Consider the following 13,731-nt stretch of genomic DNA (forward strand, 5'->3'; position numbering starts at 1 on the left):
CGCGGTTCAGCCGGTTCCGGTGGGCGGCGGCAGGAAGCCCACCCGGACATGGGACTCCACGTACCGGGTGAAGAGGGCCTCGTCCACCCGCGGGCAGTGGATTCCGCTCCCCCCGAGCGCCTCCCGGGTGCTCGTGGCGTCGAAGACCGCCGCGCCGGAGAAGCGGGTCGCGGCGTCGAACGCGTCGGCCGGCAGGAGCGAGAGCAGGGGGTGGGCCGTGTTGGCCGGTTCCCGCTCGACGGCCCGCCGCCAGTCGGCGAGCGGCACGTCCCCGACGGCGTAGCCGAGGGAGCGCAGCCAGCCGATCGCGCGGGCCAGCGGGACCCGGTCCCCGGCGGCCAGATGGAAGGTGCGGTTCGCCGCCCCGGGGGTGCGGGAGAGCGCGACGACGGCCCTGCTCACATAGTCCACCGGGACGAGGTCGAACCGCTCCTCCAGGTCGGCCGGGGCCAGCCCGGCCTCGACGCACCCCTTGAGCAGCAGCCAGAAGTAGTCGGAGGTCTGGCACAGTCCGCTGTCGGTGGCTCCGCAGATCCGCGCGGGGCGGTGGACCGATACCCGCAGGCCGCGTTCCCGCGCCTGCTCCAGCAGTGCTTCGGCGGCCCATTTGCTCTGCGCGTAGCCGTTGCGCAGGGTGTCCGCCGGGGGCAGCGGGTCCTCCGGTCGGATGCAACCGCCGGCCGTGTGGACGCCGACGGTCGAGATGTGGTGCAGGGGTACGGAGCCGTGGAGGGCCGCCAGTCGCAGCACCTCCGCCGTGCCGCGCACATTGCTCCTTCTCAGCCGCTCGTAGGACTGGGTGAGATTGACCGCGGCCCCGCAGTGGAAGACGGTGTCGACCCGGCGGGCGAGGCCGTCGAAGTCTCCGGCGGGCATTCCGAGACCCTCCTCCGCGAGATCTCCGGGCACGGCCGCGATCCGGTCCGTGTACGAGTCCTTCCAGAGGCCGTAGCCGTCGAGCGCGGCGCGCAGCCGTTTGTGGCCGGTGGCCGTGTCGGGCGCGCGGACGAGGCAGTGCACGAGGCCGTCGGCGGAGGAGCGGAGCAGTTCGTGGAGGAGGAAGGTGCCGAGGAAGCCGGTCGCGCCGGTGAGGAAGGTCCGCTCCGGGCGGTCGAGGACCCGGGCCGGGGCGGGCGTGGGCACGATCGCGGGAGGGAGTTCGGCGTCGGCCCGCAGATCCGGTGCGGCGGTCCGGGTCGGGTCGCCCGGGCCGGCCGGGAGGGCTGGGCCGGTCAGGAGGGCCGCCATCCGGCGGACGGTCGGTGCGGCGAAGAAGGAGCCGAGGCTGAGCCGTACGCCCCACTCCTCGTGCACGCGCAGCAGCAGGCGGACGACCAGCAGGGAGTCCCCGCCGTGTGCGAAGAAGTCGTCGTCCGCCCCGATCCGGCCGGTGCCCAGCACCTCGCGCCAGATCTCGGTCATCCGGTGCTCCGGGCCGGTGCGGGCCGGGGCCGGCTCCGGGGTGCTCGCGCCGGGGGCGGCGGGGGCGGGCAGCGCGGCGCGGTCGACCTTGCCGCTGGGGGTGAGGGGAAACCCGGGCACGGGCACGATCATGACCGGGACCATGGCCGCGGGCAGCTTCTCCCGCAGGGCGGCGCGCAGCCGTTCCGCGTCCGGGGCGGTGGGGCCCGCCGGGATGTAGTGGGCGACCAGACGGGTGCTGTGCGGCAGGGAGGTGTCGGCGGTGACGACCGCGTCGGCGACCCCGGGGACCGCCTTGGCGGCGGACTCGATCTCGCCGAGTTCGACCCGGTGGCCCCGGACCTTGATCTGGCCGTCGCGCCGGCCGAGGAATTCGATGGCCCCGCCGGGCAGGAATCGGCCCAGGTCGCCGCTGCGGTAGAGCCGTTCGCCGGGAGTGAGCGGGTCCGGGACGAACATCCGCCGGGTGATGTCCGGCCGTCCGTGGTATCCGATGGCGAGGCTCTCGCCGCCGAGACAGAGCTCCCCCACCGCTCCCGGCGGGACGGGGGCGAGCCGGTCGTCGAGGATGCGGACGCGGGCCCCCGGCACCGGACGGCCGACGGGGGCGCGGTCCGGCCAGTCGGCGGGGGGTCCGGTGAGTGCCCCGGCGGTGACGACGTGGGTCTCGGAAGGGCCGTACTGATTGTCGAGCACGGCGGCGGTGTTCTCCGTGAAGAACCGTCTGACGGCCGGGGTGATGAACAGTTGCTCCCCCGCGCTGACGACTTCGCGCAGCGAGCCGCCGCCACGGGCCCCGGCGGTTCCGGTTCCTGCGGCGTACTCGGCGAGCTGCTGGAGGGCGACGTAGGGCAGGAAGAGCCGTTCGACACGGCTGTCGTCGATCAGGGCCAGCAGCCGGGCGGGATCGCGCCGGGCCGTCTCGTCCACCAGGACGAGGGTGCCGCCCGCGCCCCAGGTGCTGAACAGCTCCTGGAACGCCACGTCGAAGCTGAGCGGGGCGAACTGGGCGGTCCGCAGAGGGCCGGGCGCGTGGGAGGAGGACCGGCGGAGCTGCCGGTCGATGACACCGGCGAGGGCGCGATGCGGCATCAGCACCCCCTTGGGCAGTCCCGTGGAGCCGGAGGTGTAGATCAGATACGCCGGGTCGTCACGGCTCACGGCGGGAAGGGCGGCGGACGCCGGGCGCTCCGCCGTGTCCTCCAGGAACAGCGCTTCGGCACCGGCCGTGTCGACCGCCAGGTCCCGGAGGGTCCGGCGGGTGGTGAGCAGCGCCGCGGCGGCGCTGTCGCGGAGCATGAGGGAGATCCGTTCCGCCGGATAGGCGGGGTCGACGGGAACGCAGCACCCCCCGGCCCTGAGCACCGCCAGTACCGCGACCGGGAGTTCCGGCGAGCGTTCCAGCAGTATCCCGACCCGTCCGCCGCCGTGTCCGGCCGCGACCAGCCGGGCGGCCAGCGCGCCGGAGGCCGCGTCGAGTTCGGCGAAGGTGAGCCGTACGTCTTCGTGCTCGACGGCCACCGCCTCCGGCGTGCGCCGGGCGGCTCGGGCGAAGGCCTCGTGGGCGAGGGGGAGGCCGGGGGCGAGCGGCGGGCCCTGGGCCCAGGTCACGGCCGTCCGCTCCCGGTCCTCCGGCGTGAGCACCGCCAGTTCGGCCACCGCCGTGTCCGGGCGGGAGACGGCGTCGTCCAGCAGAACGCGGAGACGTTCCGTCAGAAGTCCCGCGCCGGCGGGGGTGAACAGCTCCGCCGCGTACTCCAGCCGCCCCCGGAAGACGCCCCGCTCCGGGGTGAGATGGAAGAAGGCGTCGAACTTCGCCGTTCCGTCGTGCGGACGGAGGCGCTCGGCGCGTACCCCCGGCAGCGAGAGGCCGGGCGCCTGCCCGTCGTCCACCGTCAGCACCACCTGGAAGAGCGGAGTCCGCGATCGGGTGCGCGGCGCGCCGGCCATCGCCACCAGCCGGGTGTACGGCATGTCCCGGTGCTCCCCGACCTCCCGGGCCGTCCGTTTCGTCTCGGCCACGAGCTCGCGGAAGGACTGTCCCGGTGCGGTGCGCGGGCGCAGCGGGAGTACCTCGGCGAGGCACGCGATCATGGGTTCGGTGCCGGTTCCGTCGCGCCGGGAGACCGGTACGCCGAGGATCGCGCCGCGGCCGTCGCCGTCGCCGTCCCCGTGGCCGTGGCCGTGGCCGTCGCCGTGTCGGTCCATCAGCGCGGTGAGAGCGGCGGCGAAGACGGTGAACGGGGTGGCCCGGGTCTGGCCGCAGAGCCGGCGCAGCCGGGAGACGAACTCCTCCTCCAGGGTGAACTCGACCGTTCCGCCCTGGTGGCCGAGGGTCGCGGGGCGCGGGCGGTCGAGCGGGAAGGTGGATTCCGGGGGCGGGTCCGCGAGGGTGCGCCGCCAGTGCTCCACGGTTTCGGCCCGGGGCGCGCCGGAGGTCCGCTGCCGGCGCGCGTACGGTCCGGGCTGGAGCGGCACGGGCGGCAGTTCGGGTTCCGGTTCGCCGGTCTCCGCGCGGTACAGGCTGCTGAACTCCTCGTCGAGCAGATACAGGGCCCAGCCGTCCACGGCCGCGTGGTGGACGGCGACGGCGAGCACCGCGTCGTCGTCCCCCACCTCCAGCAGGGTCGCGCGGAGCAGGGGCGGCCGGTCCAGCGGCAGCGGGCCCGAGACGGCCTCGCGCACCGCGCGGTCCAGTTCGCCGGCGGTCACCCGCCGTCTGGCGAGCGGCACGGGCATGGGCGGCAGCACTTCCTGTACGGGGAGGCCGTCGGCCAGGAGCAGTCTGCTGCGCAGGGCTTCGTGCCGGCGTACGACTCCGGTGAGCGCGGCCTCGACGGCCCGTGCGTCGAGGGGACCGCGCAGCCGGTGGACCCAGGACTCCACGTACCGCGAGACGCCGTCCCCGAGCTGGTCGTTCAGCCAGATCCCTTCCTGTTCCCACGACATGGGGTGGACGAGGGGGGCAGGGCCGGTGTTCTCGGTGGGGCTGGTGCTCCCGGTGGGGCCGGTGGCCATCATGAGCTCCTGTTCGGGGCGTGGCCCTCGGCGGCCGGAACGGGCAGCAGGGCGAGCAGCGCCGCCCGGTCCACCTTGCCGTTCGGGGTGAGCGGGAAGGCCGGCTGCGGAGAGAGGAAGTGGGGTACGAGGTGGCGGGGCAGCCTGGCCGCCAGTTCGCGCCGGAGTGCGGCGGGGCCGAGGTCCCGGTGCTCCGGGGCTCCCGGCGGCTCGGTGGTGTAGAACAGCGCCAGCCGGGTGCCACCGGTGCCGTCCGCCGTGTCGCGGAGCGCGGCGACCGCGCACGCGCGTACGCCGGGGATCCGCCGGGCGGCCGCCTCGATCTCCTGGGGTTCGACCCGGTGCCCGGCTATTTTCAGCTGCCGGTCGCCGCGCCCCCGGAAGTGGAGGACGCCTCGGGCGTCCAGCAGGCCCCGGTCCCCGGTCCGGTAGATCCGGGTGGGCGATCCGGCGACGCGTACAGTGGGGAACTTCGCGGCGGTGAGTCCGGGGTCGCCGAGGTATCCGAGGGCGAGTCCGTCGCCGGAGAGGCAGATCTCGCCGATCTCGCCCGGGGCGGCCGGTTCTTCGCCGCGCAGCACATGGATCCCGGTGCGGGAGACGGCGGTGCCGAGGGGGACGCCCTCCGGCGCGGCGCAGTCGTCCGGCTCGACGGGGTGGGTGGCGGCGAAGACGCAGCTCTCCACGGGGCCGTAGCCGTTGATCACCTCGAGACCGGGGTGGGTCTCCAGACAGCGCCGTACATGACCGGCGGACATCCGCTCTCCGCCGGTGACCAGGGTCCGCAGTCCGCGCAGGCTGTCCGGGTCCTCCTCGGCGATCAGATTGAGGAGCGAGGTGGTCAGGAAGGCGGCGTCGGCCCCGAACTCCCGGATCAGGGAGCGCAGACCGCTCGGCAGCAGATGGTCGCCTTCGGAGACGACGCAGCGTCCGCCGGTGATGAGGGTCCCCCAGACCTCCAGGGAGAAGGCGTCCCAGGAGACCGGGGAGATCTGGGCCATGGACCGGCCGGGTCCCGTCCAGGCCCGCGCGTCCCGGGCCAGGCGGGTGGTCGCCCGGTGCGGTGAGACGACGGCTTTGGGAGCGCCGGAGGTTCCCGAGGTGAAGAACACGGTGGCGGGGGCGTCGCCGGTGACGTCCGGCGGCGGGGTGCGGGGGGCGCGCGGCGGCTCCCCGTCCGGGGCCCAGGAGGGCACGAGCGCGCCGGGCACGGGTCTCCGGGTGATGAAGAGCGGGGGCGACAGCGTCTCCAGTACGGTGCGCACCCGTTCCGGCGGCCAGCGGTGGTCGAGGGCCGCGTAGCCCGCGCCGCTCTTGAGGACTCCGAGCAGGACCGCCACCAGCTCGGCCGACCTGGGCAGATCGACGGGGACCAGATCGCCGGGGCCGACCCCCAGCTCGCCCAGCCGGGCGGCCCAGCCGTCGGCGGCGGCGTCGAGTTCGGCGTACCCGACGCGCTCGTGAGGAGTGACCACCGCGATGGCGTCGGGGGTGGCGGCCGCCCGGCGGGCCACCGCGACATGGATCGGCGAGGGGTCGTTCATCGGGCGGCCGCCCGGGCGACGACCGCTTCGGCGAACTCCCCCACGGTCTCGCTGTCGAGGAGGAGTTCGGGGGGCGTGGCCACGCCGGTCGCCTGCTCCAGGCGGAGGCAGACGCGCATGGCCTGGAGAGATGAGCCGCCGAAGGCGTGGAAACTGTCCCCGGCGGTCAGCGGGCCCGCCCGGAGGACGTCCTCGACGGTCCGGATCACCCGTGCCGCGTCCACCGGGGCGGTCGCGTCATGGGGTATGTGCTCTGTCACGGTCTCTCCAAGTGGACTGAATCCTCGGCGGACAGGGGCCGGGGGCTCCGTCCGCCCGTCGGGGCAGGCGTAGGGGCGGGCAGGGTCAGGGCAGGGAGAAGAGGGCGGGCTCGCCGCTCATCGACAGGTGATTGACGACGACATGACCGCCTGTCACGGGGATCAGCTCGGGTCTGGTCGAGACCGCGCCGCCCCTGCCTTCCTCCGGCTCGATCAGGCCGCGTTCGGCACCGTCCTTGTTGAGCAGGATGATGTGCCCCTCGTCCCCGCTCTCGGTCAGGACTCCGACGCGTCCGTTCGTCATGGGGGCGAGGCCGTAGAGGGATCCGGCCGCCCGGTGCTCCCACATCTCGCGGCCGTCCTTCAGCGAGTGGGCGACCACCACGTCCGCCCAGAGGCCGTCGCGCTCGGCGAGCGTGATCAGCAGATCGCCGAGGACCAGTGGGCGGCCCTGGCCGCCGAAGTTCCGCCCGATCGATTCGGGGGCGACGAGTTCCCCGGCGGGCCCGGACAGCGGCACGGTCGCGGTCGGCGCGCCCCGGTCGTCGAAGCCGAGCAGTGCGTGGGTACCGCGCTGGTCCTCCTCGGACACGGCGAGGACGGCGGGGGTCACGGACACCACGGCGGCGTCGGTGATCGATTCGACGGGCAGGTCCCTGGTCCAGCGTTCCTCGCCGGTACGGGTGTCGAGCGCGATCAGGCGCGCGCCGGTGCCGCACTGCTCGACGAGCAGGGTGCGGGCGCTGGTGGCGTCGACCGCCCGGGCCGCGCACTCCTTCCCCAGGGGCCGCTGCCACAGCTGTTCGCCCGTCCCGGCGGAGCGGGCCCTCAGCGCGCCGTCCTCCGCGGTGACGGCGGTGGTCCCGCCGACGGCGGCACCGCCGTCGATGAGCCCTTCGCCCTTGAGGGAGCGCTGCCACAGCGCCTTGCCGTCGGACACGCGCACGGCGACGAGGGTCGCGCAGGGCTTGTAGTGCCTTCCGTACGCGATGAGGCCGATGCCCTGTTCGGCCTCGGGGCTCATCGCGCAGACGGCTTCGCGGGCCGGGGCGGGCAGCGTCCAGCGCTCGGCGCCGTCGCGAGCACTGTACGAGGAGAGTCCGTCGACCCGTCCCCGGACCACGGAGTCGCCCAGCCCCCAGGCGCCGGGGCCCTCGTCGTCGCGGTTGCCGACGGACGGCACCTTCCAGGAGGCGCGCGGCTTCTCCCCGCCCTTGGCCGACGCGCCGGAGGCCTTGCCCTTCGATTCGTCCTCGGGCCAGAAGGCCCAGGTGCCGCCGCCGAGGACGAGGCACAGGACGACGGCGGCCGTCGCCCGGACCGCTCCGGTACGGCTCGGGCGTACGGTGTCCGCCGGGCCGGCCGCCGCCCCGCCGCCGTCCGGCGGTGGTGGTCTCCGCTCGCGCCCGGCGAACGCGGCGACGAGCGAGCTGATCAGGAGCGCGGCCCAGGTGACGCCCCAGGCCACCTCCGCATGCCCTTCGGGCACCTCCACCGTCAGCAGCACCGCCATCGCTCCGGCCACGGTGCCGAACAGGAAGAACGCGGCCTTCGAGGCCCCCGCGCGCTGTTCGCTCATGCCCATCCCCCGTCCCCGGGCGCACTTTCACACCCATGGGGCGGAATCTACACGTGCCCATGAGGTCCCGGCCCGGCCGATGACCTTGGAACGGCAGGCGCGCTCGGCGGCCTCCGCCCCCGTCAGCCCAGAGCGGCCAGCAGCTCGCGCTCCCGCGCGGCGGTGAGACCCGCGCGGCGGGGCCGGTCCAGGCCCTGCTCGCGTTCCCAGCGGAGTATGTCGTTCACCAGTTCCGCCCGGGGCCGGTGCCGCAGACCGGCGGCGAGCGCCGCGGCTCCCCTGCGGGCCGACCAGGCTTCCCAGCCGGGTTCGGCCAGCCACATCGGCAGCGACTCGGGGCCCATGTACCCGGCCACGCCATGGGCGAGCAGCCGGGCCGAGTCGACGCGGGTCACCGGCCCGGTGTGCCCGCCGGCCGCGCGGGACAGCTCGATCCACTCGGCGAGGGGGAGGACGGGGCCGACCGCGTCGTAGGTGCCGGTGGTTCCGCTCTCGGCGGCGTCGAGCAGCCAGTCCGTGAGGTCTCTGACGTCGATCACCTGCGTCGGCATGGCCGGTTCGTCCGGTACCAGCATCGGCCCCCGCGGATCCCGAGCGGCGCGCGCCGCCCAGTATCCGGAACGGCCGCTGTGATCGCCGGGGCCGCCGATGAGACCGGCCCGCGCGACGAGGAGCCGGTCCCCCAGGGCGTCCGCCGAGGCCTGCTCGCAGGCGGCCTTCGCCTCTCCGTACAGTTCTCGGCCCGCCTCGCGGCGGTCGGTCGGGGGCAGGAGCGCGGCGGACTCGTCCGCGTCCGGGTCGGCGTGGGAGGCGTAGGCGCTGACCGAGGAGACGTACGTCCAGTGCCTGGCCCTGCCACCGAGCGCGGCGAGGGCGTCACGGACGAAGCCGGGCTGCCACGACACCTCGACGACGGCGTCCCACTCCCGGTCGAGCAGCGGTGTGTATGCGGACGGATCGCGCCGGTCTGCGGGGACCAGCAGGGCTCCGTCGGCCGTCTCGCCGCTTTCGCCGCGGGCGAGGCAGGTCACCCGGTGGCCGCGCCCGATCGCCCGCCGCGACAGCTCGCGGCCCATCCATGCCGTACCACCCAGAACGAGGATCTCCATGCCGGTACTCAAACAGCGGCGGCACCGGAGGCCAAGGGCGTTCTGCCGACAGCAGACGGACCGGCCGGTGAGGCACGGTCCCTCAGGCCGACCGCGCCGGCCGGCCCGCTTCTCCCGGACATCGGCTGTCAGTGGCCGGGGCTATGTTGAAGCGAAAGGACGGCACTGGAGGGGAACATGTCCGAAGACTCACCCATCGCCGCGCTCATGGCGGTGATGTCGCCGCACGACGGTGTGGACGAGCGGGTCGACTGGGCCGCGGCCGGGGCCGAGTGGGGGGTTTCCTCCTTCCCGGCCGACTACAGGGCCTTCATGGCGACGTACGGATCCGGCGGCATCGACGACGCCTTCTCGGTGCTCGCTCCCGAGGGCCGGGGGGACGCCGGGGGCCCCGAGTACGGCGGGATGGCCGGGGAGACGGGCACCCTGCGGCTCACCTGGGAGCAGGAAGGGGGGCCCGCCGGAGTGGGGGCCACGGCGGACCGGGCGATCGCCTGGGGGGTCAGCTGCGGCGCGGACGTCCTGGGGTGGCTGACCGACGACGGCGATCCGGACGCGTGGCCGGTGGTCGTCTGGGAGCGGCACGGACGGCCGCACTGGAAGGTCTACGGCTTCGGGATGGCGGAGTTCCTGCGGCGGTTGTTCGCCGGGGAGTTCCCCGAGTGCCCGCTCAGCGACGCCTCCCTCTGGCGGGAGCCCGCTCCCCACTTCGTCAACCGGCGCTTGGAGACGGAGCGTTGGGACGCCGGGTTCAACCCCTACACCGGGGAGCCGGATCCGTACTTCGGCATGGTCTACGACTGATCCCGGCGCTCGCTCCCGCGGCCCCGGCAACCCGCTTCCCGCCGGGAGGGGTTACTCTTCAGACGCCCTGTGGGGGAAGTCCGGTCGAATTCCGGCGCTGACCCGCAACGGTGGACGGAGTCCGGGAGACCGGGCCCGTGAGCCCGATTACCCGCGGTGGCGCAGGATCCTGTCAACTCGCCGTGGACTGCGAGAGGATGCCCGGCCGGACATCCGTCTCCCGGGCCGCTCCTCGGCCGTGGACGCACGGCCCGAGGCGAAAGCGACGTCGTTCGTGGCCGTACCCACCGACCATCAGTCCACCGCGTCACAGCCGGCCGCCCGCGACGCGGTGTCCCCCGCCGACACGGGACCGCCACCGCCCCGGCGGGTGCCGCTCCTTCCGCTGGTCGTGGCGCTCGGCCTGGCGCTGCCGATCTCCGTCGTCTGCGGCGCGGGCATCGGGGCGTCCGGCATCGGCTGGGGCGAGGTGCTGGGGCATCTCTGGGCCGGGCTGACCGGCGGGACCATCACCGGCGAGCAGATCTCCTCGTACACCATCGTCTGGGAGCTGCGCTTCCCGCGCGCGGTGCTGGCGGCGGTCGTCGGGGCCGGGCTGTCGGCGATCGGCGTGGCCGTGCAGGCCATGGTGCGCAACGCGCTGGCCGACCCGTTCGTCCTCGGCATCTCCTCGGGGGCGGCCGTCGGCGCGAACGCGGTGCTGATCTTCGGCGCGCTCGGGGCGCTCGGTGTCTGGGCCCTGTCCACCGCCGCCTTCGCCTCGGCGCTGCTCGCGATGACCCTGGTGTACGCGATCGCCCGTACCGCCCACGGGCTGACCCCGATACGGCTGGTGCTCACGGGCACCGCGATGTATTACGGGTTCTCGGCGATCACCACCTTCATGGTGTTCGCCGCCGAGCACGGCGAGGCGGCCCGCTCGGCGATGATGTGGCTGCTCGGCAGCCTCGGCGGGGCGAACTGGGCCGCCGTGCCCATCGCGGCGGGCGCGGTGCTCGCCGGTCTGGTGCACCTCGGGCTCTCCGCGCGCCGGCTGAACGCGCTCGCCATGGGCGACGAGACCGCCGCCGCGCTCGGTGTGGACCCCGGGCGGCTGCGCAGGGAGCTGTTCGTGGTCTCCGCCGCCGTCACCGGGGCGGTGGTCGCGGTCAGCGGGGCGATCGGCTTCGTCGGACTGATGGTTCCGCACGCCGTTCGGATGCTGGTGGGCGCCGACCACCGCCGGGTGCTGGCCGTCGCCCCGCTCGCCGGCGCGATCCTGCTGATCTGGGTGGACATCCTCTCCAGGGTCGTGCTGGCCCCCACCGAACTGCCGGTGGGCGTGCTCACCGCGGTCATCGGCGTGCCCTGTTTCGTTCTGCTGATGCGCCGTCGCGGCTACACGTTCGGAGGCCAGTGATGAGGATCGACATCGACGATCTGACCGTCGCCGTCGCGGGGGCGCGGCTGGTGGAGGACATCAACCTGCGGGCCGGCAGCGGTCAGCTCGTGGGGCTGGTGGGCCCCAACGGCAGCGGCAAGTCCAGCCTGCTGCGCTGTGTCTACCGGGCGCTGCGCCCGGCCGCCGGCACCGTCCGGCTCGACGGCGACGATCTGCACGCGCTGAGTCCCCGCGAGGGGGCGCGCAGACTGGCCGCGCTCCCCCAGGAGACGGTCGGCGAGTTCGACTTCACCGTCGCCGAGGTGGTGGCGATGGGCCGGCTGCCGCATCAGCGGGCGGCGGGACGGACCTCGGCCGAGGACCGGGCCCAGTGCCGTGCCGCGCTGGCCGGGGTGGGCGCTTCCCATCTCGCCGACCGCAGCTTTCTGACGCTCTCCGGCGGTGAGAAGCAGCGCGTCCTGATCGCCCGCGCGCTGGCGCAGCGTCCGCGCGTCCTGGTGCTGGACGAGCCCACCAACCATCTGGACATCGCCCAGCAGCTGGAGGTGCTGTCGCTGGTGCGCGACAGCGGTCTCACGGTGCTGACCGCGCTCCACGACCTCAATCTGGCCGCCGTGCACTGCGACACGCTCCATGTGATCGACCACGGCCGGATCGTCGCCGCCGGTCCGCCGCACGAGGTGCTGACGGCACAGCTGCTCGCGGAGGTGTTCGGCGTCCGGGCGCACCGGGTGGCGCATCCCGTGTCCGGCGCGATCCAGCTGCTGTTCGACCGGCTGCCTCCGGGCGGCGGGGCCGCCGACGCCCCGTGACCCCTCTCCCGTCCCTCTCCCCTTCCCTCCTCCACCCTTCCAAGGAGCCTTCCGTCATGCCCCGTTCCCCACGTCCTCTGCGCGCCTCGGCGCTGATACTCGCGACCGCGCTGGCGCTCTCCGGCTGTGGTGCCGACGTCGACACCGGCACCGGTTCCCCGGGTGGGGAAAAGAGCGCGTCGGCGGGCGGCCACTACCCGGTGACCCTGGAGAACTGCGGTGAGCGCAGAACGTTCGAGAAGGCTCCGGAGCGGGTCGTCACCAATGACGTCGGCATCACCGAGATCATGTTCGCGCTCGGCCTGGAGGGCCGGATGGCCGGCTATGTGATGCCGGACAACAAGGGTTCGGTCGGCGATGCGCCGTGGAAGGGGGCCTACGACCGGACCACCTGGCTGTCGAAGAAGCGGATCAACAAGGAGCTGGTGCTCGACGCGCGGGCGGATCTGGTCTTCGCGGGCTGGAACTACGGATTCAACGAGGGCGAGGGCTTCACCCCGGCGGAGCTGAAGCGGCTCGGGGTCGACTCGTATCTGCTGACCGAGTCCTGCCGCAACGGCCGTTCGAAGGCCCGGGGGCTGATGCCGCCGCTGGAGGCCCTCTACACCGATCTGCTGAACCTGGGGAAGCTCTTCGACGTCGAGAAGCGCGCCGAGGCTCTGGTGGCGAAGTTCCGCGGGCAGGTGGCGGACGCCCGGGCCAAGGCTCCCCAGGGGGCCGACCGGCCTCGGGTCTTCCTCTACGACGACGGCCGGGACAAGCCGTTCACCTCGGGCGCGTACGCCGGGCCGCACGACATCATCACCAAGGCGGGCGGCGACCATGTGATGAAGGACCTGAAGGACAGCTGGACGACGGTCGGCTGGGAGACGGTGGTGGAGCGGGACCCCGAGGTGATCGTGATCAACAACTACGGGGACACGAGTGCCGAGGAGAAGAAGAAGTTCCTCAAGTCGTACGCGCCGCTCGCCAAGGTCTCGGCGGTCAAGAACGACCGGTTCGTCGTCCTGGACTACGTGGAGCTGGTGGAGAGCCCGCGCAACCCCGGCGCGATCGTCGAGCTGGCGAAGGAGTTCGGCGCGGCGGTCCGCTGACGGGGTCCCGTACCGACGGACACCGGGACGGCAAAGTTCACTCGTACGAGTGAGGCGTGCGAGTCCCGTGCGGCGTGCCGAGGACCGGACCGTGGCCGGGCCCGCCGAGAGGGCGGGTCCGGCCGCGGTCGTGTTCACTCCTGGGACGGGCCGGACTCCCCGACGGGCATCCCGCTGGCCCTGGCGATCTCCTCCACCTCCCGGCGGTCGTCGTCGATCCGGCGCTGCCGCGCGTCGATCTTCTCCAGCATCGCGCGCAGCCGCTCCGGGTCGGCCGCGACCTCGGGCGGCACCAGGGACAGGGCCCCCTTGGCGTGCTCCCCGTCGCCGAGCCTGACGACGACATGGTCGGCCCGGTCGGCGTGGCCCGGCTGCATCGCGCCGAGCAGACCCAGCAGGGTGAGGAGTTCCTGCTGCACCTCGGCGGTGAACAGCTCCCGGTCCTCGGGGTCCATCCGCAGTCTGACGCGGCCCCCGCCGGCCTTCACATAGAGGCCGACGGCCTCCATCAGAAGGGTGAACGCCGGGCCGGGCATCCGCGCCCGGAGCGCCTCGACGTACAGGGCGTAGCGCAGCCTCGGGAGTTCGGCGGGGCTCTCGTTCTCCCCGCCGGGGTGGGGGTCGGACACGGCGGTCTCCTCCGCTCGTCGTGGGCGGTCGTCCGGCGGCTGAGCAGGGCTCGGAGCGGAGTCGGCGCCGCTCCGGGCC

10 protein-coding genes are annotated in these 13,731 nt (G+C 73.9%); 4 read left to right on the plus strand and 6 right to left on the minus strand.

The window, feature by feature from the left end; all coding sequences use genetic code 11:
- Window positions 1-6: 6 nt before the first annotated feature.
- From ABD371_RS31365 to ABD371_RS31385, 5 genes are all read right to left on the minus strand, one after another.
- Complete coding sequence (locus ABD371_RS31365; protein ID WP_344484510.1) at window positions 7-4,440, minus strand: non-ribosomal peptide synthetase; 4,434 nt, start codon at window positions 4,438-4,440, stop codon at window positions 7-9.
- Window positions 4,440-5,984: an AMP-binding protein gene (locus ABD371_RS31370; RefSeq protein WP_344484513.1), complete on the minus strand. Its 1,545-nt coding sequence runs from the start codon at window positions 5,982-5,984 to the stop codon at window positions 4,440-4,442. Before ABD371_RS31370 ends, ABD371_RS31365 begins: the two co-directional genes overlap by 1 nt.
- On the minus strand, window positions 5,981-6,244 hold the full coding sequence (locus tag ABD371_RS31375) for an acyl carrier protein (RefSeq protein WP_344484516.1): 264 nt from the start codon (window positions 6,242-6,244) through the stop codon (window positions 5,981-5,983). Before ABD371_RS31375 ends, ABD371_RS31370 begins: the two co-directional genes overlap by 4 nt.
- Before the next feature lie 85 nt (window positions 6,245-6,329).
- A complete protein-coding gene (locus ABD371_RS31380; protein WP_344484519.1) occupies window positions 6,330-7,823 on the minus strand; it encodes an outer membrane protein assembly factor BamB family protein in 1,494 nt (497 codons plus the stop codon).
- Window positions 7,824-7,945: 122 nt separating this feature from the next.
- Window positions 7,946-8,932, minus strand: a complete 987-nt coding sequence (locus ABD371_RS31385; RefSeq protein ID WP_344484522.1) for an NAD-dependent epimerase/dehydratase family protein — start codon at window positions 8,930-8,932, stop codon at window positions 7,946-7,948.
- 177 nt (window positions 8,933-9,109) lie between these two features.
- Between ABD371_RS31385 and ABD371_RS31390 the strand changes: the two genes are divergently transcribed.
- From ABD371_RS31390 to ABD371_RS31405, 4 genes are all read left to right on the plus strand, one after another.
- Window positions 9,110-9,736, plus strand: coding sequence for an SMI1/KNR4 family protein (locus ABD371_RS31390; RefSeq protein WP_344484525.1), 627 nt, complete (start codon window positions 9,110-9,112; stop codon window positions 9,734-9,736).
- Between the two features lie 331 nt (window positions 9,737-10,067).
- Complete coding sequence (locus tag ABD371_RS31395) at window positions 10,068-11,135, plus strand: FecCD family ABC transporter permease (protein WP_344484596.1); 1,068 nt, start codon at window positions 10,068-10,070, stop codon at window positions 11,133-11,135.
- Window positions 11,135-11,929, plus strand: a complete 795-nt coding sequence (locus tag ABD371_RS31400) for an ABC transporter ATP-binding protein (protein ID WP_344484528.1) — start codon at window positions 11,135-11,137, stop codon at window positions 11,927-11,929. Before ABD371_RS31395 ends, ABD371_RS31400 begins: the two co-directional genes overlap by 1 nt.
- 56 nt (window positions 11,930-11,985) lie before the next feature.
- A complete protein-coding gene (locus tag ABD371_RS31405) occupies window positions 11,986-13,023 on the plus strand; it encodes an ABC transporter substrate-binding protein (RefSeq protein WP_344484531.1) in 1,038 nt (345 codons plus the stop codon).
- 134 nt (window positions 13,024-13,157) lie between these two features.
- Here the strand turns inward: ABD371_RS31405 and ABD371_RS31410 are convergent, their stop codons facing one another.
- Window positions 13,158-13,652: a hypothetical protein gene (locus tag ABD371_RS31410; protein WP_344484534.1), complete on the minus strand. Its 495-nt coding sequence runs from the start codon at window positions 13,650-13,652 to the stop codon at window positions 13,158-13,160.
- Window positions 13,653-13,731 lie beyond the last annotated feature (79 nt).

The sequence above is a fragment of the Streptomyces amakusaensis genome, from assembly GCF_039532665.1.
Classification (GTDB): Bacteria; Actinomycetota; Actinomycetes; order Streptomycetales; family Streptomycetaceae; genus Streptomyces; species Streptomyces amakusaensis.